21 protein-coding genes are annotated in these 21,291 nt (G+C 70.2%); 14 read left to right on the top strand and 7 right to left on the bottom strand.

Going from position 1 to position 21,291, the window contains the following annotated elements:
• The first annotated feature begins 1 nt into the window (after position 1).
• Positions 2-616 (top strand): peptidase, encoded by a 615-nt coding sequence (locus tag HUA76_RS05650; RefSeq protein ID WP_174460196.1) that lies wholly within the window; start codon positions 2-4, stop codon positions 614-616.
• Positions 617-623: 7 nt separating this feature from the next.
• Here HUA76_RS05650 and HUA76_RS05645 read toward each other — a convergent pair whose 3' ends face one another.
• Positions 624-1,127, bottom strand: coding sequence for a DUF6748 domain-containing protein (locus HUA76_RS05645; RefSeq protein ID WP_141642036.1), 504 nt, complete (start codon positions 1,125-1,127; stop codon positions 624-626).
• Positions 1,128-1,393: 266 nt separating this feature from the next.
• Here HUA76_RS05645 and dnaN point away from each other — a divergent pair, with 266 nt between their 5' ends.
• Entirely contained in the window at positions 1,394-2,500 is a 1,107-nt protein-coding gene (gene dnaN, locus HUA76_RS05640) for a DNA polymerase III subunit beta (RefSeq protein WP_141642037.1), read from the top strand.
• A gap of 308 nt (positions 2,501-2,808) precedes the next feature.
• Positions 2,809-4,026, top strand: coding sequence for a hypothetical protein (locus HUA76_RS05635; protein WP_174460195.1), 1,218 nt, complete (start codon positions 2,809-2,811; stop codon positions 4,024-4,026).
• A gap of 24 nt (positions 4,027-4,050) precedes the next feature.
• Here HUA76_RS05635 and HUA76_RS05630 read toward each other — a convergent pair whose 3' ends face one another.
• Together HUA76_RS05630 and HUA76_RS05625 are read right to left on the bottom strand one after the other, a co-directional pair.
• A complete protein-coding gene (locus tag HUA76_RS05630) occupies positions 4,051-5,313 on the bottom strand; it encodes a DUF1990 family protein (RefSeq protein WP_174460194.1) in 1,263 nt (420 codons plus the stop codon).
• A complete protein-coding gene (locus tag HUA76_RS05625; RefSeq protein WP_254613987.1) occupies positions 5,306-6,004 on the bottom strand; it encodes a DUF1990 family protein in 699 nt (232 codons plus the stop codon). The genes HUA76_RS05630 and HUA76_RS05625 overlap by 8 nt, the downstream gene beginning before the upstream one ends.
• 66 nt (positions 6,005-6,070) lie before the next feature.
• Between HUA76_RS05625 and HUA76_RS05620 the strand changes: the two genes are divergently transcribed.
• On the top strand, positions 6,071-6,361 hold the full coding sequence (locus HUA76_RS05620; RefSeq protein WP_141642040.1) for a hypothetical protein: 291 nt from the start codon (positions 6,071-6,073) through the stop codon (positions 6,359-6,361).
• A 21-nt stretch (positions 6,362-6,382) separates the two neighbouring features.
• Here the strand turns inward: HUA76_RS05620 and HUA76_RS05615 are convergent, their stop codons facing one another.
• Positions 6,383-7,495: a DNA alkylation repair protein gene (locus HUA76_RS05615; protein ID WP_174460193.1), complete on the bottom strand. Its 1,113-nt coding sequence runs from the start codon at positions 7,493-7,495 to the stop codon at positions 6,383-6,385.
• Between the two features lie 177 nt (positions 7,496-7,672).
• Here HUA76_RS05615 and HUA76_RS05610 point away from each other — a divergent pair, with 177 nt between their 5' ends.
• Together HUA76_RS05610 and HUA76_RS05605 are read left to right on the top strand one after the other, a co-directional pair.
• Positions 7,673-9,643 (top strand): ATP-binding protein, encoded by a 1,971-nt coding sequence (locus HUA76_RS05610; RefSeq protein WP_371823427.1) that lies wholly within the window; start codon positions 7,673-7,675, stop codon positions 9,641-9,643.
• 61 nt (positions 9,644-9,704) lie between these two features.
• The gene (locus HUA76_RS05605) at positions 9,705-10,847 is read left to right on the top strand and encodes a DNA replication/repair protein RecF (RefSeq protein WP_174460192.1); all 1,143 of its coding nucleotides are present in this window, start codon (positions 9,705-9,707) and stop codon (positions 10,845-10,847) included.
• Position 10,848: 1 nt separating this feature from the next.
• On the opposite strand, the gene HUA76_RS05600 is transcribed toward HUA76_RS05605, so the two are convergent.
• Positions 10,849-11,247: a hypothetical protein gene (locus tag HUA76_RS05600; protein WP_174459021.1), complete on the bottom strand. Its 399-nt coding sequence runs from the start codon at positions 11,245-11,247 to the stop codon at positions 10,849-10,851.
• 395 nt (positions 11,248-11,642) lie between these two features.
• Between HUA76_RS05600 and HUA76_RS05595 the strand changes: the two genes are divergently transcribed.
• The 6 genes from HUA76_RS05595 (at position 11,643) to HUA76_RS05570 (ending at position 17,509) form a co-directional block, all read left to right on the top strand.
• On the top strand, positions 11,643-12,143 hold the full coding sequence (locus tag HUA76_RS05595) for a hypothetical protein (RefSeq protein ID WP_141642044.1): 501 nt from the start codon (positions 11,643-11,645) through the stop codon (positions 12,141-12,143).
• Positions 12,140-12,952, top strand: a complete 813-nt coding sequence (locus HUA76_RS05590; protein WP_141642045.1) for an ABC transporter permease — start codon at positions 12,140-12,142, stop codon at positions 12,950-12,952. The genes HUA76_RS05595 and HUA76_RS05590 overlap by 4 nt, the downstream gene beginning before the upstream one ends.
• Positions 12,953-12,958: 6 nt before the next feature.
• Positions 12,959-13,780 carry an ABC transporter ATP-binding protein gene (locus HUA76_RS05585; RefSeq protein ID WP_141642046.1) on the top strand — a complete coding sequence of 274 codons (822 nt, stop codon included), beginning with the start codon at positions 12,959-12,961 and terminating at the stop codon, positions 13,778-13,780.
• Positions 13,777-15,006, top strand: a complete 1,230-nt coding sequence (locus tag HUA76_RS05580; RefSeq protein WP_174460191.1) for an MlaD family protein — start codon at positions 13,777-13,779, stop codon at positions 15,004-15,006. The genes HUA76_RS05585 and HUA76_RS05580 overlap by 4 nt, the downstream gene beginning before the upstream one ends.
• Before the next feature lie 101 nt (positions 15,007-15,107).
• Positions 15,108-17,327 carry a peptidase domain-containing ABC transporter gene (locus tag HUA76_RS05575; RefSeq protein WP_174460190.1) on the top strand — a complete coding sequence of 740 codons (2,220 nt, stop codon included), beginning with the start codon at positions 15,108-15,110 and terminating at the stop codon, positions 17,325-17,327.
• Positions 17,324-17,509: a hypothetical protein gene (locus HUA76_RS05570; RefSeq protein ID WP_141642049.1), complete on the top strand. Its 186-nt coding sequence runs from the start codon at positions 17,324-17,326 to the stop codon at positions 17,507-17,509. Before HUA76_RS05575 ends, HUA76_RS05570 begins: the two co-directional genes overlap by 4 nt.
• Before the next feature lie 72 nt (positions 17,510-17,581).
• On the opposite strand, the gene HUA76_RS05565 is transcribed toward HUA76_RS05570, so the two are convergent.
• Together HUA76_RS05565 and HUA76_RS05560 are read right to left on the bottom strand one after the other, a co-directional pair.
• On the bottom strand, positions 17,582-18,535 hold the full coding sequence (locus tag HUA76_RS05565) for a RimK family alpha-L-glutamate ligase (protein WP_174459024.1): 954 nt from the start codon (positions 18,533-18,535) through the stop codon (positions 17,582-17,584).
• A 52-nt stretch (positions 18,536-18,587) separates the two neighbouring features.
• Positions 18,588-18,752: a hypothetical protein gene (locus HUA76_RS05560; protein WP_174459025.1), complete on the bottom strand. Its 165-nt coding sequence runs from the start codon at positions 18,750-18,752 to the stop codon at positions 18,588-18,590.
• Between the two features lie 159 nt (positions 18,753-18,911).
• Here HUA76_RS05560 and HUA76_RS05555 point away from each other — a divergent pair, with 159 nt between their 5' ends.
• Both HUA76_RS05555 and HUA76_RS05550 read left to right on the top strand, forming a co-directional pair.
• A complete protein-coding gene (locus HUA76_RS05555) occupies positions 18,912-19,823 on the top strand; it encodes a zinc metalloprotease (protein WP_174459026.1) in 912 nt (303 codons plus the stop codon).
• Positions 19,824-19,936: 113 nt separating this feature from the next.
• Positions 19,937-21,232: a M20/M25/M40 family metallo-hydrolase gene (locus tag HUA76_RS05550; RefSeq protein WP_174459027.1), complete on the top strand. Its 1,296-nt coding sequence runs from the start codon at positions 19,937-19,939 to the stop codon at positions 21,230-21,232.
• Positions 21,233-21,291 lie beyond the last annotated feature (59 nt).

The raw sequence follows: 21,291 nt of genomic DNA, 5'->3' as shown, positions 1-21,291 counted from the left end.
GATGAAACCCTGCGCCCTTCTCGCACTGTGGCTGTGGGCGGGGGCGGCGGCCGCGGAAGTCGGCGCGGCACGCCCCCTCGCGCTGGTGGAGGGTGAAGGTGCGTTCGCGCAGAGCGCGGCGGAGCCAGGGCTGACACCGGGCCGCCGGGGGCTGCGCAAGGGCAACGTCCACATGGAGCTGTGGGCCAGCGACATCCAGCTCGCCAACCTCGCGGTGAAGGTGGGCGGAGGGCCCGTCTACCTGACGCTGCTCGCCGGCATCGAGCCGGGCAGCCGCAACGAGGCCCGTTTCAGCTTCGGCCTGGGTGTGGGCGGCCACGTGGTGATGTCGCACCGCTTCTGGCTGGACCTGGACGTGACGGGCGGCGCGGTGCAGCCGGTGCAGAAGCCGCTGGAGGGCGACGGCGGCAACGTGCTGGGCCAGGCCCGGGTGATGCTGGGGGTCCAGGTGCTGCCTCGCCTGGCCGTGTTCGTCGGCCCCACCTACAACCTGTGGTTCGTGTGGGGACAGCCGGACTTCGCGTCGGTGACGCGCATGTCCGTGAGCCAGAGCCAGCCGAAGGCGGACCAGCGCCTCCAGCACTGGCCCGGACTCCAGCTCGGCCTGCACTTCTGAGCGGCGCCTACTCCAGCTTGCTGGCGCGCAGCACGGTGGCGTCGCCCGCGGGGCCCGCCTTGGGACGCGTCTCCAGCGAGCCGCGGAGCTTGAGGCCGCCCGCCGTGGTGCGCTGCATCAGCGACTCCATCTGCTGCTCGTTGCCCCCCGTCACCGCCGACAGGTCCAGCTCGTGGATGGGAATCGCGTCCATGTCCGGCTTGTCCGCCAGCACGGCGTTGTAGGTGGGGCAGGGCGGGGCGAAGCAGCGCACGCCGCTGTCCTTGACGATGTAGACGGCGCTCTCACCCGCCTTGGCCTCGCCGCCGTTGCCCGGGGTGGGCGGAGGCGCGACGGGGGTGCCGCTCTGGTCTCCACTGGGGGCGGCGGCCGTCTCCGCGGAGGGCTGCCGGGAGTCGCCGCTGGGCGTGCCGGGCTCGTTCGAGGGCGTCGAAGAGGAGGCGGACGGCTTGCTACAGCCGGCGGCGAAGCCCAGCGCGAGGGCGGCGAGCAACAGCGGGCGGACGTTCATGGGAAGCTCCGGAAGGCGAGTAGACAGGGAGTGTCCATCGCCCAGGCGGCAAGGGCCAGCCCCCTGTCTGGCCGGCTGACCGCCAGTCAGTTGAACTGGGGGTGACTGAATGCCCGTGCAGCGCGACTGGGAGTCTCATGAGGGGCGTCGAGGACCTGTCGGGCGCGAAGACGGGGGCTCGCGCGTCGTTGACGCTCCCTATGCCACGGGCTACATCGGCCCCCTGATCGGCCCCTCGGGGCCGAGACCTTTAAGGACGCCCTCCGATGGAATTCCGCATCGCCGCCGACGAGCTGAAGAAGGCCCTCTACCGCGCTCAGGGCATCGTGGAGCGCAAGACGACGATGCCCATCCTCGCGAACGTGCTCGTCAACGCGACGAAGGGGGGCATCACCGTCACCGCCTTCGACCTGGACATCGGCATCGTCTCCGAGCACCCCGCCGAGGTCATCAAGCCGGGCGCCGTCACGCTCAGCGCCAAGTACGTCTTCGACATCGTCCAGAACCTGCCCGACGCGCAGGTGACGCTGAAGAAGCTGGCCAACAACTACGTGGACATCTCCAGCGGCTCGGCCCACTTCAAGATTGTCGGCATGGCCGCCGAGGAGTACCCGAAGCTGCCCAAGGAGGAGAGCGCTCCGCTGGTGCAGGTGGGTGGCAACACCCTGCTGGAGATGATCAAGAAGACCCAGTTCGCCATCTCCAGCGACGAGACGCGCTACATCCTGAACGGCGTCTTCTTCGAGCCGCAGCCCTCCGGCAAGGTCCGCATGGTGGCCACGGACGGCCACCGGCTGTCGCTCATCGAGCGCGAGCTGACGGGTGACTTCAAGCTCAAGAGCGGCGTCATCATCCCGCGCAAGGGCCTGATGGAGCTCAAGCGCCTGTTGGACGAGGCCCCGGATGCGGAGTGCCACCTGGGCTTCGCGGAGAACTCCGCCCTGTTCAAGAAGCCCGGCCTCACCATGGTGATGCGGCTCATCGACGGGCAGTTCCCCGAGTACCAGCGCGTCATCCCCAAGGAGGGCGAGAAGGTCGTCCTCGTGCCCAAGGTTCGCTTCCTGGAGGGGCTCAAGCGCATCGCGCTGTTGTCCGCGGACAAGAGCAACGCGGTGCGCATCGGCCTGGAGGAGAACAAGCTGGTCATCACCGCGAGCAACCCGGACCTGGGTGAAGCGCGCGACGTGGTGGAGCTGGCGTACCGGGGCAATGACATCACCGTGGGCTTCAACGCGCGCTACCTCACGGACGTGCTCGCCGTCACGGACACGGACGAGGTGAGCTTCGAGCTGGGTGACGAGCACAGCCCTGGCGTGCTGCACGCGCCCGGTGACCGCACGTTCACCGCGGTCGTCATGCCCATGCGCGTCTGAGTCGCTTCACGGCCGGGAGCCCCGCGCTCCCCAAGTCGTCCCGCGCCCATGCGAGTCCGCGCCGAGTCCTGGCCGGGTCGCATGGGCTTTTTGTTGCCGGGCGGCGCGGGCGCCGTCGAGTGCGCGTGCCGTGAGGTCGCGGGAGACGGGCTGGCGCCAGCGGGATGCCGCCTTCTGGACGGGAAGGGTGACGTTGGAGCGGGGCGCCTGTCGGGTGGAACAGTCATGGGCGACCCATCGTTCACTCTCGCGAGGGGGCGTGGGCTCGGGGGCCTGCCGGAAGCCGGGGCCGCTTTTATAGTGAGGCCGTGGCCACGCACCCGGACAACCTGCGCGCACGACTCGAGGACCGCGCGGACCTCCTGGAGGCCACGCGCCTGCGCTACCAGGCCCTGCGAGGGATGCTGGAGGCCTTCTTCTGGAAGGACCGCGTCCGCGCCCACTTCGAGCTGTTGCGCGAGGTGGCGCAGGTGCAGCCGGAGGTGGATGCCACGCTCGCCGCGCTGAAGCGTCGCGCCGCCGCCGAGGCGTGGCCCCTCGACGCCGCGCCCATGAAGCTGATGGCGGAGGTGGAGCGCCTGCGGGCGGCCGTCCAGCACGCGGCCCTGCGCAGGCTGCCGGAGGCGGAGCGCTCGGTGTCGCTGGGCGAGGCGCTGCTGCGGCTGGAGGAGGTCGTGCTGGAGGCGGGGCCGCTGCTGGGCGGGCGCACCTGGGCCCGCGCCGTGGAGCTGTTGCCCCGCAACCTCCCGGAGCTGCGCGCCGCGTGCGCCGCCGCCGAGGTGTGTGAGCGCGTCTTCAAGCGCCCCACGCCCCAGGGGGTGCTGCCCTTCAACGAGGCGGAGGCCGATGAGCTGCGCCGCGCCCTGCCGCTCGCCGATTCGGCGCTGGCCGCGCTGTGGCAGCGCCTGGAGCACTTCGACACCAGCGGGCGGGTGAAGGACTTCCTGGCGCGCCGGGCTTCTCGCGTGCCGCTGCACGTGCCGCGAAGTGGACCGGAGCTGGTGCTGCACGCGGCCTTCTGGCACGGCGTGGCGCGGGCGCGGTTGCGCGCGCTGCTGGACGACCGGCTGGCCCCCGTCATACCGCTCGAGCAGGAGGTCCCGGAGCTGCTGCCGTGGCTGGCCGCGCGAGAAGGGGCCGCGACGAGCGGACGGGGTGAGGCGAGGCTCGCCGCGGGCGAGGTCTTCGACGAAGGACGCGCGGGCCTGTTCGAGCTGGCCGCGGAGCTGGCCTCCCTGTCGCGCGAGCGTCCCACCGGGGCCTGGAGCGAGGAGTCCGCGTGGGCCCGGTTGTGGAGCGCGGCGCAGCGGGCCCGCGACGAGGGCGGCACCGACGTGGAGCGCCTGCGCGATGCCCTGCGCCTGTTCATCATCCTGCACGGCAAGGCGCAGACACCGGCCCGGCTGTTCTCACCCTCGCGCGCCCAGCCGCGTGCGTCCGAGGACGGGGGGCCGGACATGACGCACGTCAAGGACCTGCCCGCGCTGGTGCAGGCCGCGAGGAACGCGGCCTCCCGCCCGGGTTGAGCGGGAGGTAAGGGCCGTCCCGCTTCAGCCCGTCGCGGGCGTGTCGTCCACGAGCGGCATCAACCGCGAGGCGAGCGCCGCCAGCAGGGCATCCTCCGCGAAGGCCGCCGCCAGGGCGGGGACGTGGAGCTTCCCCGTGGCCAGCTTCCTCAGTGAGTAGAAGGCCCAGGTGGAGGCCATGGCCGCGAGGCCGCCCAGCGTCGCCGCGAGCACGACGCGCCGCCGCGTCTGCCCCGACACCGACGACGCCGCCGCCACGGTGCCCATGAAGATGCGGCCCGTCATGGGCACCCACTTCACGCGCGCGGGCGTCTTCGGCAGCTTGTCCGCCACCAGTTCGCCCAGCGCGAGCACCTCCAGCACCCGGGGCACCCACGGCTTCGACAGGGCGACGGACAGCGGGTCCGTCCTCGCGTCTGGAGACTGGGCCAGCCTGCGACTCACCAGCGTGGGCGCGCTCAGACTTCGCATGCCCGCGAGCACTCCCAGCCCCACGGGGGTCAACCAATGTCCTCGTTCCACGGCCTCCACCTCCTCTTCCACGTGTGACTTCAGTCGTCCTGGCGCGCGCTGCGCGAAGATGCGCACCGGGCCCAGCTCTTCCAGCGCATGTCCCGAATGGGCCATCGTGCCCTGGTGCTCCGGCAGGCCCGCGAACTCCGGGTGGTGCCACGTCAGCTCGCGCAGGCGCGCATGTGTCAGCCGATGCCAGGCGCGTTGATAACGCTTGCCCACGAGCGCGAAGCCCAGGCGGCTCCACGCGTTGGGGAACTTCCCGGGCCGCCAGCTCGCCTCGATTTCGAAGCGCACCTCGCCGGTGTCGTGGTGCTTGCGCAAGAGGAACCACTCGCGCCCCTCCTCGATGTGGCCCTCCAGCGTCTCGAAGCTGAAGCCATACACGCTGCACGTCTCGCCAATCTCCAGCCGCGTGTCACCCACGCGCACCGCGCACAGGAAGCGCAGCCGCTCGGCCAGGGACTTCAGCTCCAACAGCACCGTGCGCCCATGCAGCGGCGTGTCGGAGGAGAAGTGCCAGCGGACGATGCGAGGGTCGGAGAAGTCGAAGGTCTCCAGCACGCCTCGGGCGCGCTCGAAGAGGCCCGTGGGAGACGGCGGGCCCGGCTGCTCGCGGCCCAGCGTGGACACCGAGTGCACCTGGTTCCAGCCCGCCTCCAGCGTCATCTCTCCCGACGCGGCCGTGAAGTTGCGCGCCAGCGCTCGCGCCTGCGCCAGAAGGGGGGCCAGCTCGTCGTCCGTCCAGCCGGAGAACCAGCGCCACTCAATCATCGGCGTCGTCTCCTCGCGCGAGGAACGTGGGCCCCGACATCACATCGCCACCCTCCGGCTCCTCGCCCAGCTCCCGGGTGTCCGCGTGGATGCCACCCACCACGCCCTCGCCCGCGGAGAGGGCCACGCGCAGCACGAACTCCGTCCAGGTGTTGGTCTGCATCGCCTCGCCCGCGGTGACGAAGCCCCAGTGGTGCATGTGCGAGCCGGAGCGCGCGCGGCTGCGGATGTGGAAGAGCACGTCCCCGTACTCGTTGCGGTACGCGCCGAAGGTGATGCGCCCCGCCTCCGGGTGGCCCGGCAGCGTGGCGAGCGTCAGGCTCTGACGGTCCTTGTGGATGACGCGCACGCCGAACGTCCCCGCGCCGTGGATGCGCACCGTGAGCAGCTCTCCCGGCTCCAGCGGCTGGTCCTCGCGGGACGGGGACTCGCGCTCGAATACACACAACTCCTCCGGCGCGAACTCGGAGAACCTCCGCGCCACCCAGTCCAGGAGGTCGGCGGGCCGGTGGCGACAGTGCCGGATGAGGGCCCAGTAATCGCGTTGCAACAGGGGGCCCGCGCCCGCCTCGGGGAGCTGGAGTCCTCCTGCTTCGCCGCCCGCCGTGTCCGGTGTCGTGTGGTGGTTCACCCTCTCGCCCTTCGCGTGGTCCGGTCCCACCATGATGGGGACCGCGACGCCGGGAGGCATGGGGCTTTCCCGTGAGTGCGGGAGGGCGTCCGGCCGACCTGTCCGGCCGCTCGGGGAGCAAGCGCGATGAGCCTGGACGTCAACCCCGCGAGCGCCGAGTCGAAGCGCGAGTACGAGCTGCCCCCCGTGTTACGGGCGGAACACGCGGACAGCTCGTTCACCCGCTTGCTGGAGCAGCAGGCGGCCAAGATTCCCTCTCACATGTTCCTCTTCGCCAGCCTGTGCTCGATGGGCGTGTCGCTGAGCCTGGAGCTGATGGGCCGCACCCAGCCCGCCCGCTTCATCGGCTCATGGGTGTCGCCGCTCCTGGTGATGGGCGTCTACAACAAGCTGGTGAAGCTGCTCGGGCCTCGCTGAAGGAAGGACGCGCCCCTTGAGTCACTCCACCACTTCCACCTCGCCCAGCGGCAGGTCCACGCCATTCACCCGCGCCTCGAAGCGGTGCGGGCCCGGGTAGTGGCGGCGCGTGGTGAGCTGCGCCAGGGACACGCGCTTGCCCAGCGTCTCCTCCTGTCCGGGCGACAGCGTCAGCGCGCGCACCTTGAAGACCTTGGGCTTGGGCGCCTCGCCGCGCGCCTTGAAGAAGTGCACCGCCAGGTCCACCACGAGCGACTGGGTGCGCTTGGAGCGATTGGCCACCACGAAGCGCACGTCCACCGCGCCGCCCAGCTTCGCGCGACGGGGCAGCTCCGTGGCGCGGGCTTCAATTCCGGTGGGCTTGCCCGCGCCCAGCACCTCCAGGGCGGCGGGCTCTCCCCGTTTGACGGCGGAGCGCAGCGCGTGACGCACCAGCCACTCCCGCTCCGGTGAGGTGTCCTTCAGCCACGCCTTCGCCACCTTCACCAGCACGTCGGGGTGGTCCTTGCCGATGTCGTTGAGGTTGTTGGCCACCGAGCGGCGCACGTACAGGTCCACGTCGTCCTTGAGCAGCTCCAACAGCTCCAGCACCGGACGCGGGTCCTGCTGGAAGGCGCGCAGGCGGGAGGCCCACGGCAGGCGCGGACGCGTGCCCTCCGAGACGAGCCTTCGCACATGGACGCTCTCGTCCTTCGTCCACTCGCGCAGCCGCTTCAGCGTCTTCTCCGGATGCCGCTCCAGGAAGGGGCGGATGGAGAACTCCGCCGTGAAGCGCTGGGTGAGCGCGTGCTGCGCCCGCATGGACTCCTCGAAGTGTTCCAGGCCGTGCTCGGACACGAACATCGTGTGGGGGAGGTAGAAGAAGACCTCCATGCCCCCCACCCGGTCCGTCTCCCGGAGCGGGCCGAGCGAGCGCACCACCACCTCCACCGCCTTCGCGTAGTCGCGGGGGAGCGCGCGGTGCATGGCCTGGGAGATGTGCCGCGCGCGGCCAATGAGCTCGTGTCCGTCCAGACCCAGGCGGGCCTCGCGCAGGAAGGTGTCGAGCGGGAAGGTCGGGTGCGCGCGGTGCAGCGTGGTGCCCAGTCGCTCCACCAGCCGGGCATCGAAGAAGGTCTTGAGGGGCTCCGCCATGGGGCCGGACCAAAGCCTGTCGCGAGGGGACCCACAAGGCATGTCCTACCTTTCCGCGCTGCCAGTAATGCCTGTCTTCTGCTAGTCGTGCGGGTTGTGGCGACACGCAAGGGCCAGGGCCCTCGGGGCGGGAAACCAAGCGCGAAAGGAAGCCAGGGTTCCGGCGCGGCTCGGAGCGTGCGCGCGTCGCCGGAAGCGCTCGCGTTGCGCGAGCAGCTGGCCTCGGTGACGGACCCGTTGGTGTTGCTGGAGGGGTTGTTCCTCCACTCGCCGGTGCCGTACGCCATCTTCGACGCGCAAGGCCACTGCCGGCTGCACAACCCGGCCTATGCGGCGATGTTCGGCTCGGTGCCGCCGCCCGAGTACAGCCTCTTCCGCGACGAGCTGGTCGCGAAGCTGGGGCTCGACGTGCTGCTGCGCCGGGCCTTCGCGGGCGAGACGGTCCAGACGCCGGTCATCTGGTACGACGTGAAGGAGCTGCGGCACGTCGACGTGAAAGAGGCGCACCGCATCGCCATCGCCTGCACCTGCTTCCCGCTCGCATCCTCCGGGGGCGAGGTGAGCCACATCGCCCTGGCCTACAAGGACGTGACGGCGGAGCTGGCCGCGCGCGAGGCGGAGCAGTTGGAGCGACGGCGGCTCTATCAACTGCTCACGCAGGCGCCGGTGGCCATCAACCTCTTGCGTGGCCCGGATTTGCGCTTCGAGTTCGCCAACCCGCTGCTCCAGACGTTGATGGGCGGCCGGGAGCTGGTGGGGCGCACGTTGCTGGAGGCGATTCCGGACATCGCTCCGGAGCTGGTGAGCCTGTACCGGGGCGTGCTGGAGACGGGGGAGCGGGTGGTGGCCCACGAGTACCCGATGGTGCTCGACTACGCGGGGCGGGGCCAGGTGGAGACGCGGTACTGGAACCTCCTCTACGAGCCGCTGCGCGACGAGCGGGGCCGCGTGGATGGGCTGGTGACGTTCGCCTTCGAGGTGACGGAGCAGGTGCTCGCGCGTCAGGCGGTGGAGAGCCAGCACCGGTGGTTGGAGGCGGTGCTGGACTTGATGCCCATGCCGGTGGTGATGGCGGACCCCGGCACCGGAGACCTCACCTTCTCCAACGCGGCGGCGGACCGGCTGCATGGTGTGAGCATCCCCACGCGGGTGCCGGCCTCGGACTACGGCGAGCTGTTCCACATCACGGACCTGGCGGGCCAGCGACTGAGGGCGGAGGAGCTCCCCTCCGCTCGCGCGGCGCGGGGCGAGAAGCTGGAGGGCCTGGAGGTCGTCTGGCACACGCACGGCGGGGAGTTCGTGCTCAGCATCTCCTCGGAGATGTTGCCCGCGATGCACGGGCACCCGGCGGTGACGGTGCTGCCCTTCCTGGACATCACCCGCCTGAAGACGGTGGAGCAGCGGCTCCAGGACGCCATCCGCGTGCGCGACGAGTTCCTGTCGGTGGCGAGCCATGAGCTGAAGACGCCGCTGACGGTGCTGGGCCTGAGGCTGCAGGCCTTCGCGCGCGCGGCGCTGGCGGACCCGGGCTCCGCGTGGGCGCTGCGCCACGGCCGCGAGGTGCAGGGCATGTTGCGGCAGGTGATGCGGCTGGCGGACCTGGTGAACGGGCTGCTGGACGTGTCGCGCATCGGCACGGGGCGGCTGCGGTTGGAGTACGAGCAGGTGGACCTGCTCGCGCTGGTGCAGGAGGTGGTGGCGCGCTTCCAGCCGGAAGCGGAGCGGGCGGAGTGCGAGGTGGAGGTCTCCGGCGTGGAGTTCGCGACGGGGCTGTGGGACCGGATGCGACTGGAGCAGGTGGTCACCAACCTGGTGTCCAACGCGCTCAAGTACGGCGCGGGCCGGCCCGTGCGGGTGCTCGTGGAGCGGGATGAAACGCGGGCCCGGCTGGTGGTGCGCGACGAGGGCATCGGCATCAGCGCGGAGGCGCAGGCGCGCATCTTCCACAAGTTCGAGCGCGCCGTGTCCGAGCGCAACTACGGGGGCCTGGGGCTGGGCCTGTATGTCGCGCGCACGCTCGTGGAGGCGATGGAGGGCGTCATCCGCGTGGACAGCCAGCCGGGCGAAGGGGCCACCTTCACCATGGAACTGCCGCTGCGTCCCTCCGAGCCCGCCGTCGCCGTCGCCGCCAAGAGCCTGGCGTCCTGACGGACTCCCGCTCTAGATAACCTCCCCGCGACGCCACGGACGCGGGTATACGGTGGGGGCCGTGCGCCTCCTCGCACTCCACGTCCAAGACTTCCGCAATCTCGCGCAGGTGACGCTCACGCCCAGCGCCCATGCCACCATCGCCGTGGGGCAGAACGGGCAGGGCAAGACGAACCTGTTGGAGGGGCTCTACTTCCTCGCCACGCTCAAGCCGCTGCGCGCCGGGCGGCTGTCGGAGCTGGTGCGCTGGGGCACTCAGACGGCGCGCGTGTCCGGCCGCTTCCTCCTCAAGGGGGCCGAGCGCGAAATCGCCGTGGAGGTGGGAGGCGGCACCCGGCAGGCCTTCGTGGACGGAAAGAAGGCGGCCAGCCTGGAGGAGTACTTCGGCGGCGTCTCCGTCGTGGCCTTCACCCCGGATGACCTGGAGGTGGTGAAGGGCGGGCCGGACTCACGGCGTGGCTTCCTGGACCGGGCGGTGTTCAACCGCTTCCCCGCCTACCTGCGGGAGAGCCGCGAGTACGCGCGCGCGCTGAAGAACCGCAACCGGCTCCTGCGCGAGGGCGGCGCGGTGGACCCGGCCTACCTGGACGCCTACGACGAGACGCTGGCGAAGGCGGGGGCCCGCATCTACGCGCGGCGACGGGCGCTGATGGCGGAGCTGTCGCCCCGCGCTCAGGCGACCTTCGCCTCGATTGGCCGCACGGTGGAGCCGGCCTCGTACGGCTATCACCCGGCGCACCTGGGCGGAGACTTCGCCACGGCGGACGAGGCCGCGCTGGCCCTGGCGCTGCGGGAGTCCCTGGGCGAGCGCCTGCGCCGCGATTTGGACCGGGGCTTCACGTCGGTGGGGCCCCACTCGGACGACGTGACGGTGACGCTGGGAGGGCGCAGCGCGCGGGCCTACGCGAGTCAGGGACAGCAGCGGGCGCTGGTGCTCGGCTGGAAGATCGCCGAAATCGAGAACCTGGAAACGAGCATGGGGTTCCTGCCGCTGCTCATGCTGGACGACGTGTCGAGCGAGCTGGACCCGGAGCGCAACGCCTACCTGATGGACTACCTGGCGAGGAGCGGTGCGCAGGTGTTCCTCTCCACCACGGACGGCTCGCTGGTGCGCGGGGCGGCGGCGGCGGACACGCTGTGGCTCTCCGTGCACGCGGGACAGGTGGCGACGCGGGACGCGGAGACGCCCCCCGTCGCGAGCTGACTCACGGCACCGGGCGACGCCGGTGCCAGGGCCAGTGCACGTTCATCCGCCGGGCGTGGTGTTGATGCCGTGGCGGCAGGTCCTCCTGGCGGACGTGCTCGAAGAAGGCGAAGCGGTACTCGGCCCAGAGTACGGCGAAGGCCACCGCGAACAGGAAGGTCCCCAGCGTGAGCCACCACACGGTGCCCGTGGCCAGGGCGATGGTGGCCACCGCCAGGAGCCCGAGGCTCAGGCCCAGGGAGATTTCCCTCAGCTTCTTCGACTCGCTGAAGGCCATGCCCATGGACACGAGCGACATCACCAGCAGGGCCACGGCCACGCCGTAGGCCGTGCGTGCGTACAGGCTCGCAATCGACAGCAGGAAGAGACCGAAGCCGAACACCGCGAGTCCGCCGTCCATGTGTCTCCTCCTCGCGCCGTGTCCTCTCCCTGAAGAGGGAGGAGGGGGACGGGCGGATGCCTCGCAGGGCTTCCGTGTCCCGGTGGGGTGCTGGAAGGAACATGCGAACCGAGGGGGCGCACGGGGACTCCCCGCGTGCGCGCGCCGGGTGAGATTGATTGTGGGCGGGGCGGACGGCCTGCCCCTTTCCACGCCGGGAATGCGACGCCGGACGCGCGAAACGGGGTGTGTCGAGCATGTAACCTGGAAGGTTCAGTGGCGAGCATCCACCGTCCAGGGGTGGAGGTAGGGCTGGGTAGTGGACGTTTTATCGCGCGGAATTTCTTGCGGCGCCGCCCCCGGTGTCGCATGACTCGCCCGCAGGGCCGGAAGTGCTGACCGCGAAGAACGGTGCCATGCCGAGGATGACGCTGCTGCTCGTGTTGCTCGCATCCCTCGGGGGCTGCCGCCGCGTGAGCTTCGAGGACTCCGTGCTGTCCAAGCCAGAGGTGCGCTACCGCGTGGGCGAGCTGCCCAAGCACTGGCGCCGTGTCTGGTTGGAGGACAACGACCTGGCCTTCGCCGAGACGGGCACGGGCCGCGCGCTCTCCGTCAACGCGACGTGCAAGGGGCACGACGACCCGCCGCTCCCGGTCCTCACGCGGCATTTGTTGATGGGCTTCACCGAGCGCCAGGAGGTGTCCCAGCACCTCATCGCCATGGACGGGCGGGAGGCGCTGCGCAGCCGCTTCCTGGCGAAGATGGATGGCGTGCCGGTGGAGCTGGAGCTGGTGGTGTTGAAGAAGGACAACTGCGTCTTCGACTTCTCCTACGTCGCGCCGCCCGGGCTGGCCGCGGAGCGGATGGCGGACTTCGACGCGCTCCTGGCGGGCTTCAAGTCGGAGCACTTCGGATGAGTCCCTCGGCGGAAGCGGAGGTGCCGGCGGCGCCGGTGCCGGAGCGCCCCGGGGTGGTGGAGCGCACGAAGCAGCGGCTGGAGTCGCTGGGCGCGATGACCCAGATGACGGGGCAGGTGCTCAGCCGCGCGGTGCGGCCGCCCTTCGACGGCGCCTCGTTCATCTTCCAGGTGGAGACGCTGGGGGTGCGCTCGCTGCCCATCGCGCTGCTCACGGCGACGTTCGCCGGGCTCGTCATCTCGTTGCAGTTTGGCTACTTCCTGGCGCGCTTCGGGGTGCAGTACACGGTGGGGCGCGTGGTCGTCCTCACGTTGTTCCGCGAGCTGGCGCCGGTGTTGACGGCGCTCACGGTGGGCGCGCGCCTGGGCAGCGGCATGGCGGCGGAGCTGGGGGCCATGACGGTGACGGAGCAGGTGGACGCCATCCGCGCGCTGGGGGCGGACCCGCTGCGCAAGCTGGTGGTGCCGCGCGTGCTCGCGTGCCTGCTGGTGATGCCGGTGCTCACGGTGTTCGCGGACGTGGTGGGCCTGGTGGCGGGCGCGCTGGTGGTGAACGCGCAGTACGCCATCTCGTTGGACCTGTTCTTCCAGGGCGCGCTGGACGCGGTGTTCATGATGGACTTCCTGTCCGGCGTGTTCAAAGGCGCGGTGTTCGGCTTCATCATCGGGCTGGTGGGGTGCTTCAAGGGCCTGACGGTGGAGGGCGGCACGGAGGGTGTGGGGCGCGCGACGACGCAGACGGTGGCGATTACCTCCGTGGCGGTGTGTCTGGCGGACTTCTTCATCACCAAGGTGACGTTGTACCTGTGACGCGACATGCCCTTCGCCCACCGAAAGGAAGCGCCCACGTTCGAGTTCCACCGGCCCACGCCGGGTGAGCAGCTCATCCACTTCGAGCACCTCCAGAAGTCCTTCGGCGCCAAGCGCGTCTATGACGACCTGGAGCTGGACGTGCGGGCGGGGGAGACGCTGGTGGTGCTGGGGGGCTCGGGCACGGGCAAGAGCGTGCTGCTCAAGTGCCTCATCGGGCTGCAGCGGCCGGACGCGGGGCGCATCCTCTTCCAGGGGCGCGAGGTGACGGGCTTCTCGGAAGAGGAGTTCATCCCCGTGCGGCGGCACGTCGCGATGGTGTTCCAGGGCGCGGCGCTCTTCGACTCGCTGAGCGTGGGGGAGAACGTGGCGTATCCGCTGCGGGAGCACTTCCCGGAGATGCCGCTGGACGAGGTGCGGCAGCGGGTGGCTGAGAAGCTGGCGTTGGTGAACCTGCCGGGGACGGAGCGGCTGATGCCGTCGGACTTGTCGGGCGGCATGAAGAAGCGCGTGGGGTTGGCGCGAGCCATCGCCACGGACCCGGAGGTCATCCTCTGGGACGAGCCCACGACGGGGCTGGACCCCGTCACCACGCAGTCCATCAACTCGATGATCAACTCGATGAAGACCAAGCTCGGCAGCACGTCCATCGTCGTGACGCATGACCTGGTGAGTGCGTTCGCGGTGGGTGACCGGATGGCGATGCTGGCCAACCGGCGCATCGTCCAGGTGGGGACGCGAGACGAGTTCCGGCGCTCCACGGTGCCGGAGGTGCGGGCGTTCCTGGACGCGCGTCGTGTCGAGCTGGAGCCCGGAGGCGTGTCATGAGCCTGTTCACGTCCGCGGCGGGCGAGAAACGGCTGGCGTTGCGCGCGGGGCTGTTCGTGGCCATCGGCCTGGCGGTGGCGGGCGTGGTGGTGTTCTTCATCGGCCAGGAGTCGCGGCTGTTCCAGCGGCAGCACACGTACCGGACGTACTTCGCCAACGTGCAGGGGTTGAGTGACCAGTCCCCGGTGTGGCTGGGGGGCCTGGAGGTGGGGAAGGTGACGGGCATCTACTTCTCCGAAAACCCGAACGACCCCAAGCTGGAGGTCCGGCTGCAGGTGGCGTCGAAGTACGGGGACCGCGTGAAGCAGGACTCGCTGGCGCAACTGACGAGCATGGGCGTGCTGGGGGACAAGGCGGTGGACATCTCGCTGGGCAGTCCCACGTCGCCGCCGGTGGAGCCGGGTGGGGTGCTCTCGTCGTCCACGAGTGGAGACCTGACCAACCTGCTCAAGAGCGCCAGCGAGGTGATGGACAACTCGGTGGCCATCAGCAAGTCGTTGCTCAAGACGGTGGATGCGTATGGAGATCCCCAGCTCGCCAGGGACGTGCAGCGGAGCATGGCGTCCCTGCGGGGGGTGCTGGAGCAGGTGCAGAACGGGGACGGGATGTTGCACGCGCTCATCTACGACAAGGATGGCGGGCGCGAGGTGCGCAGGCTGATGGCGAGCGCGTCGAGCGCGGCGCAGCGGGTGGATGGGGCGGTGGGGCACGTGGAGGCGCTGCTGCGCGAGGTGCGCACGGGTGACGGCACGGCGCACGCGCTCATCTACGGGGACGAGGGAGCGATTGCGCTGAGGGAGCTGGGTGAGGCGGCGGGGCAGTTGGCGGGGCTGATTGAGGACGCGAAGAAGAGCCCGAACGGGGCGGTGCATCAGCTGGTGTATGGCGATGCGAGCGGGATGTTCGCGGACCTGGGCAGCGCGGCGGAGGACCTGAAGAAAATCACGGCGACGGTGGCGAAGGGGGAGGGCACGTTGGGTGGGCTCATCAGCGACCCCACGGTCTACGAGGACCTGCGCGAGGTGCTGGGCAACGTGAAGCGCAACCGCATCCTGCGGGCGCTGGTGCGCTTCTCGTTGGATAACAGGAAGGACCTGGAGCAGATGGGCAAGGTGCAGCGCGTGGAGCCCAAGGCCGAGGCGCCGAAGCGGGCCGAGCCCCCGCAGCCCGTGGCGGCGCCTCCGCCCGCGGATGCGGCGCCTGCCTCCGTACCCGAGGCGGAGTGAGGTCGGTCCGCTGAGCCGGGCCCCGAGTCCCTGGCAGGTCTGCCTGCGTCGTGCCGGGCGGTGGCTGGTTGCCACCTCGACTCCGTGATAGCGATTTGTCCGTGCCACGCTCCCGGCTCGCCGTTGCCCTGGAACCGTATCCACTGCGCCACCAGCTCGAGGAGGCTGACTGTGGCCCCGCGTGTCTGGAGATGGTTTCGGCGTATCACGGCGCCGCGCACTCGCTGGGCGCGCTGAAGGAACTCGCGCACGTCCAGGTCGTGGGCACCTCCCTGCCAGACCTCGCCAGTGCCGCCGAGAAGGTGGGCTTCAAGGTCCGCGCCTTCCATGTCGAGGACCCCTCCGAACTGGAGGACGAAGAAGGCCAGGCGCTCCTCCCCGGCATCGCCCACTGGGAGGACAACCACTTCGTCGTCCTCTACGCCGTCACCTCCAAGGAGGCCGTCATCGGAGACCCCGCGCAGGGCCTCCGGCGCATCCCTCGCGCGAAGCTCGCTGAGCACTGGGACGGAATCCTCCTCTCCCTGGAGCCCACCGAGGCCCTCTTCCGTCCTGTCGTGCTCCCGGTCACCCCCACCCCCTCGCGTCGACTCGGCGCGCTGCGACGCTTTGGCCGGGGACTGCTGCGCTACCGCCTGCTGCTGTTCCAGGTGTTCGTCACCACCGTGCTCCTCCAGGCCCTGGCGCTCGCGCAGCCCCTGCTCATCCAGGGGCTCGTCGACAAGGCCGTGGGCGGCAGGAACGTGTCCCTGCTCACCGCCGTCGGCGTGGGCCTGGGCGTGCTGCTCGTCGCGCAGGTCGCCGTCGCCATTGCTCGCGGCACAGGGCTCTTCCTCCTGTCCCGAGGCTTCTCCGCCCTCCTGCTCGCGCAGTTCTGGAAGCGCCTGCTGTCCTTGCCCGTGACGTTCTTCGCCCGGCGCCACCGGGGCGACCTGCTCAAGCGCATCGAGGACCACCAGCGCATCCGTCGCATCCTCCAGGGTGCCTCGGTGTCCGTGCTGCTCGACCTGGTGATGCTCGTGGGCTACGGCGTGGTGCTCTTCCTCTACGACGCCACCGTCTTCGGCATCTTCGCCGCCTGCGCCGCGCTGTACTCACTGTGGACGCTGGTGCTCATGCCCCGGCGCACCGTGCTGGACCACCAGCGCTTCCGGGTCGCCGCCGAGGCGAGTCGCCTGGAATTGCAGATGCTCAGCGGCATCCAGACGCTCAAGGCGTGTGGTGCCGAGCGTCAGGCGCGCACCCGCTGGGAGAAGCTCCAGGCGCGCGAGGCCGAGGCCGCCCGCCGCATCTGGCTGCACGACACCGTCCACACCTCCGGCGCGCAGCTCGTCAATCAAGCGATGTACGTGGGCATCCTCGTCTACGAGGCCCACCTCGTGCTGGAGGGCCAGCTCACGCTGGGGCAGATGGTGGCCACGCTCGCCATCCTCGGCCTCGCGCTGGCCCCGATGCAGAACCTGGTGATGTTCATCCACCAGCTCCAGGACGTCGTCATCTCCCTGCGCCGCGTGGACATCGTCTACGAGTCCCAGCCCGAGCTGCGCGATGACTCCGGGCCCGTCACCGGCGCGCTCACCCAGGCCCCGGAGCTCCGACTGGACGGCGTCACCTTCCGCTACGGCTCTCCCAACGAGCCGCCCGTGCTGGATGGCGTGAGCTTCACCCTGCCGGCGGGAAAGATGACGGCGATTGTCGGCCGCTCGGGCGCGGGCAAGACGACGCTCACCCAGGTGCTCTATGGCCTGTATCGCCCCGAGCAGGGACGCGTCCTCTACGACGGCCAGCCCCTGGAGGCATTCGACCCCGTCGCGCTGCGTCGCTCGGTGGCCTTCGTCTTCCAAAAGACGGACATCTTTGACGGTACGTTGGCGGACAACATCGCCCTGGGCGACGACGCGCCGGACCCGGAGCGACTGCTGCACGCCGCGCGCACCGCGTGCCTGGACGAACTGCTCGCGCTGCCCAACGGGCTGAAGACCCGGATTGGCGAGGCGGGCGTGCGCCTGTCCGGAGGCGAGGAGCAGCGGCTCCAGCTCGCGCGCGCCATCTATCGGGACCCGCGGGTGCTGTTCCTCGACGAGGCCACCAGCCACCTGGACGCGGCGCTGGAGCGCGCGATTACCGAGGCCCTCCAGCGCGAGGCCGCCGGACGCACGCTCGTCGTCGTGGCCCACCGGCTGTCCACGGTGCGCCGCGCGGACAAGATTGTCGTGCTCGACAAGGGCCGCGTCGTCGAGGAAGGCACCCATGACGAGCTGGTGGCCCTGCCCCAAGGCCGCTATCGCGCCCTCGTCGAGAACCAGATGGAGCAGCGATGAAGCCCGCGCAACGGCCTGACGAGGACGACGTGGACGCGGACCCCGCGATGACGGAGGAGCTGCGCGCGGTGATGCATCCGCGCCCCCACCGTGCCCTGCTGTTCACCGCGGTGCTCGTGGTGGTGCTCGGCGCGGTGGCGTGGCTCGCGTCCCGCACGGTGCTCGCCTCGCTGTGGCGATGAGGTGAGCGGCGCCCTCCGTGCTCGGATGATGCCCGTGTCGTCCAGACGCTTCGAGCGCCGGCCCTGTCCCTGCTACCCGCGCCGCGCATGACGGACCAGGGCCCGCGCGAAGTGCCCCGCCACGTCCGTGCCCGCGGCCGCGTCGAAGCCGAGGAACATGGGTGAGCCGTTCAGCTCCAGGAACTTCAGCTCCCCATCCAGCCCGCGCTTGAGGTCCAGCCCCGTCCAGCGCAGGCCGAGCACCTCGCACGCCTTCACGCACTGCCGAGCCACCTCGTCCGGCAGCACCATCTGCTCAATCCGCTCCTCGTTCTGCCGGAAGTCCAACGCGGAGGTGACGATGCGCAGGGAGGCGATGATTTCGCCATCCAGCACGTACACGCGGAGGTCCTCGCCCGGCAGCAGCTCCTGGAAGGTGACGGGCGCGGCGGCCAGCGCGGCGAGCCGCTCGTCGGTGAGGTCCTCCGGCAGCAGCTCCCGCGTGGCGGCGCCCCCCATGACGGGCTTGTAGGCCACGCGCCCGCTCGCGGCGAAGCGGCGCACCGCCTCCGCGTCATTCGTCCACAGCGTCCGCGGCACCGGCAGACCCGCGGCCTTCAAGGCGCTGAGCTGCACCGGCTTGTGCAACAGCCAGTCCGCCGAGGGCGGGTTGTACAGCGGCACGCCGAGCTGCTCCCACCGGCCGATGAGCCCCAACAGCAGCGTGCCCTTCTCGCGGAACGCGGTGAGCGTGGTGCGCCAGTCCTCCGCCATGGCCTCCTCGGCGTCCACCATGAAGGCCAGCGGGTGCGAGTGCAGTCCGCGCAGATACGCGGCGGCGGGGCGGCCCACCTCGCGCCCGTCCACGACGATTCCGTCCAGTCCCTCCGTGAGAGACATCCGCGTCTCGTCCGGGAAGGTCAGCGTGTCCACGATGACGCTGTCCACGCCCTCCGCACCCAGCCGTCGCGCCACGTCCTGGATGTGGACGTCCTCGCGAGAACCCACCAGCGCCACCACGCCTGTCCGCGTCGCTTCTTGCGTCATGGTCCGGCAGCGAAACAGATGCGCGGGTGCGCATCCAGCGCCGTGCACCGCGTCATGCGCGCGAGCCCGGGTCCCCGTCCTTCGTCTCCTCACCCACCATCATCGTGGTCACCTGTCGGGGCCCCGGTGCCTGGGCCTTCTCCTCGGGCACAAGCCCTTTCACGAACAGCCCGCGTGAAGCTTTCGGCCCGCGCGGCGATGTTTCATTCGTCTTCATGCGACCTCCTGCGTCGAAGAGTGTGTCCGCCCGCGGCAGGACGCCACTTCAACCCCAGACACGCACCGCCCGGAGAGGAGGGGCCCGGGTGACCCGTTTGACGTAAGGGAAACCATTCATGAATATTCTGGTTCCCCAGCATTTTCCGAGGAGTCGGGAATGTCCCGTATCATCGTTCGTCGCAGCGGCCGTTTCGCGGTTCTTGTTGGCACCCTCGCCGCGCTCGCCGGTTGTTCCACTCCTCCCCCGGAGGGGCAGGCCGAGCCCACGCCTCCCCCGGCGGAGGAGCAGCCCACGCAGCAGGTGCTCAACGCCCGTGGCTGTGGCGTGAATCCGTCCGCCGAGGAGATGGCGGAGATGGAAGGCCGCTTCGCGATGGAGCGCGCGGTGTCTGACTTCGCGCGGCCGAACGGCTCGGTGACCATCCCCACCTACTTCCATGTCATCAACAAGGGCACGGGCGTGGCGAACGGCGACATCACCGCCGCCATGATTACCAACCAGATGAACGTGCTGAACGCCGCGTACGCGAACACGCCGTTCAAGTTCACGCTGACGGCGACGGACCGCACCACGAACACCACCTGGTACAACCTGTCCTCGGGCTCGTCCGCCGAGCGCGCCATGAAGACGGCGCTGCGCAAGGGCGGCAAGAACGCGCTCAACATCTACAGCGCGAACCTGAGCGGCGGCCTGCTGGGCTGGGCGACGTTCCCCTCCAGCTACGCCAGCAACCCGTCGATGGACGGCGTGGTGATTCTGTTCTCCAGCGTCCCGGGCGGCACCGCGTCGCCGTACAACCTGGGCGACACGGGCACGCACGAGGTCGGCCACTGGCTGGGCCTGTACCACACGTTCCAGGGCGGCTGCTCCGGCTCGGGTGACTCGGTCAGCGACACGCCGGCGGAGGCCTCTCCCGCCTACGGCTGCCCCACGGGCCGCAACACCTGCTCGACGGCTGGCAACGACCCCATCACCAACTTCATGGACTACTCCGACGACTCCTGCATGAACACGTTCACCACGGGTCAGTCGGCCCGCATGGACTCGCAGGCCCTCACCTACCGCTGACGCGGGGTGTTGGACAGCCGTTGACGCGGAAGGCGACGCCGGGGCGCTCATCACGCTCCGGCGTCGTCGTTTTCAGTGACTTCCTCCGGAGACTCGGGCTCCAATCCGCGCCCATGCAAGCGTTCGCCCTCCGTGAGGACCGTTTCCTGGATGTGCTCCGGCGTCTCATCGCCCTGACTCCGAAGCTGCAGAACAATCCGAGCGCGGGGCTGGTGCCCGAGGAGCGGCTCGCCGCGCAGGTGGTGCTGGACGTGCTCGCGCCGCACATCGCCAGTGGCTTCATCCATGCGGAGTCGCTGGCCTCCAAGGGCAACGAGTCCCGTCCCAGCCTGGTGCTCACCGTGAAGGGCACGGGCGAGGGCGCAGTGGGCTTCGTGGGCGCGCACTTCGACGTGGTCCCCGCCGACGAGCAGGCCGAGGGCTGGGAGCACAGTCCCTTCAAGCTTCACGAGGGGCCGGACGGGCTGCTCTACGGGCGAGGCGTCACCGACTGCCTGGGCCACGTCGCGGTGGCGACGGACCTGCTCGCGCAGCTGGCGGAGTCGGGCGTGCGTCCGCGCCGCACGTTGAAGGTGGTGCTCATCGCGAACGAGGAGTCGTCGGACCTGCCGGGCCTGGGCCTGGGCTACGTCGCGGAGCAGGGGCGGCTCAAGGACCTGGCGGGGCAGCCGGTGTTCTGGCTGGACAGCGCGAACTTCGGCCCCACGCTGGGCACCGCGGGCATCAGCCTGTGGGCGCTGAAGGCCACGGGCGTGGGCGGCCACTCGGGCATGCCGCAGAACTGCGTCAACGCGCTGGAATTGAGCATGGCCGCGTCGCTGGAACTGTCCCGCTGGTTCCATGCGCGCTACCCGCCCTCGGACGACGAGAAGCGCTGGGGCTTCCTGGCCACCTCCAGCCTGAAGGCCACGGTGGTGGAGGCCACCAACACCAAGGAGACGAAGATTCCCGCCGACGTCACCGTGCGCGGCGACATCCGCCTCACGCCGTTCCACGACCTGGCCGACGTGCGGCGGGCCACCGAGGACTTCGTGAAGGCGCTGGACGCGCGGCTGGAGCGCGACGACGTGCCGCCGGGCTTCCCCCGCACGCGCACCGCGGATGGCCGGCGCGGCACGGTGTCGCTGCGCTTCGACGGAGGAGGCACCGAGGGCATCGCCTGCCGGCTGGACTCGCCCGGCCTGCAAGCGTTGAAGGACGCGATGAAGACGGTGCGGGGCGTGGACGCGGAGCCCTTCTCGCTCACCGGCTCGCTGCCGCTGGTGAGGGACCTGCAGCGTCAGGGCTGCGACGTGCAAATCACGGGCTTCGGGGAGATGAAGTACTACCATGCGCCCAACGAGCAGGCGCACCTCCAGGACTTCCGCCAGGGCTTCGCCATCCTGCGCGAGCTGCTCGAGCGGCTGTGAGTGGAGCAGGGCCGCGCGCTCTCGCGGGGGCCCCTGTGTATATACAGTGAGACCTGGAC

Origin of the sequence: Myxococcus sp. CA056 (genome assembly GCF_013336715.1) — a bacterium.
Classification (GTDB): Bacteria; Myxococcota; Myxococcia; order Myxococcales; family Myxococcaceae; genus Myxococcus; species Myxococcus llanfairpwllgwyngyllgogerychwyrndrobwllllantysiliogogogochensis.
The sequence above is the reverse complement of the archived record's forward strand: the minus strand, read 5'-3'. Positions and strand labels throughout refer to the sequence as shown.